Below are 1,533 nucleotides of genomic sequence, written 5' to 3' on the forward strand. Positions count from 1 at the left end.
AAACGATTTCTTGGCATGGCTTTTGGACCCTGCTTATTGTTACCTAAACCACAAAACGCCCTGATTTGCAGGGTACTTCAGACTCGGGCGGCATATGAGCATGAAAGAGGACAAAGTGAGTTCTGACGGCCAATCTTGGAATGTTCCAGGTTTTGGTGTGCATCACATAGCCAGGCTTCTGGAAAACCGTGGTTCAGATATTGTTGCGCTTCTGAGATCGACCAACTTACCCGTTGATTGTCACAAAACTCCGCCGGATTTTGTTGATGTTCGCAATGAGCTCCGACTCTTGGAGCTTGCAGTGCAAGAGACCCGAGACCCCCTGTTTGCGATCACTGCGGGAAAAACCTTCAACCCCAGAAAGACTACACTCCTCAGCTATGTCGTTTTGAACTCTCCGACCGTTGGCGAGGCAATCGAGAAGGCAGTGAACTATGCTCGCTTGGCTCGGGGCTTTGCCAAACTGTCCTTCTATGAAGAAGAACGTGGCATGTTTCTGGAGATAGACTCCATCGCTGAACTGATGCGCTCTGATGGAGCTCACAATGAGTTTCGAATGTCTGCTTTTTTGACCAGCCTTCAAATTGCGGCTGAGACGCCTTTGCCAGTCCTTGAGATACGTTTTCCGCATGAATTGACCGAAGAAAAGCGGACCCAAATCTCTAGTGCATTGTCAGTCAATATCAAGCAGAAACAAAGAGTTCCCGGCATCTTGTTCGATAAAGCAGTGATGGATATCCCGATCAAGGATACGGACCCCGCATTGCTTCTGCACCTTGAAAAACATGTGCAAACGTTGATGAACGATTTACCGCCAGTAATAGGTGAAACAAGTTCTTTGGTGCAGAGCGAGATAACGTCGCGACTGTCTTTTAGCGCTCCAACACAAGATGATATCGCGAAGACACTGGGGATGAGCATCAGCACACTTGGGCGCAAACTTGCCAAGGAAGGCACAACTTACAAACAACTGCTAAAGGACATCCGTGCAAGGCTGGCAGAGCAGTATCTTGATGACCCCAAGCTAAGTCTGCCTGAGATTGCTTTTGCGCTTGGTTATTCTGATCAAGCGGCGTTTAGCAATGCCTACAAGACTTGGACGGGCCAATCTCCGGGCAGTGCTCGAACCGCTTAGGTCGACCTCAGGATGTGCAAATCGGTTAACATTGCAGGCTGGGGCAAGAAAGCGGATGCTCATCGTCTCAAACGCAGTCCAAAGCATCCGCTGTTAAAGTTTATCCCCATGCATCAGTGCATGAATCACAAGGGTCGGAACTCGATAGTTCTGAGTTCAAATGGAAGCCAGGGCCAGCCGCTTTGGAAGTTTGGTGGTCGTAGCCATCCAACGGGTGCGCCATGGACATTCCAGCACTCAGAACAATGGCGAACGCGGTGACGAAGGAAATCAGTGCCTTTTTCATTTCTTGGTTCCTTTCGGTTGAGCGTGTTTGAAACGCTGTGTGTGCATTCAATTTGGCGATCTGTCGGTCAGATTTATTGCGATGACACGTCAAGGCTTTGAGAAAAAACATC

At 49.0% G+C, this 1,533-nt stretch carries 2 protein-coding genes; one reads left to right on the forward strand and one right to left on the reverse strand.

The window, feature by feature from the left end; genetic code table 11:
• Positions 1–100: 100 nt before the first annotated feature.
• A complete protein-coding gene (locus tag AC2FH6_RS21385) occupies positions 101–1,135 on the forward strand; it encodes an AraC family transcriptional regulator ligand-binding domain-containing protein (protein WP_496703701.1) in 1,035 nt (344 codons plus the stop codon).
• A 100-nt stretch (positions 1,136–1,235) separates the two neighbouring features.
• On the opposite strand, the gene AC2FH6_RS21390 is transcribed toward AC2FH6_RS21385, so the two are convergent.
• The coding region (locus AC2FH6_RS21390; protein ID WP_496704187.1) for a hypothetical protein at positions 1,236–1,533 on the reverse strand (298 nt) is incomplete at its 5' end.

Source organism: Ruegeria sp. CDSC045 (assembly GCF_059610725.1).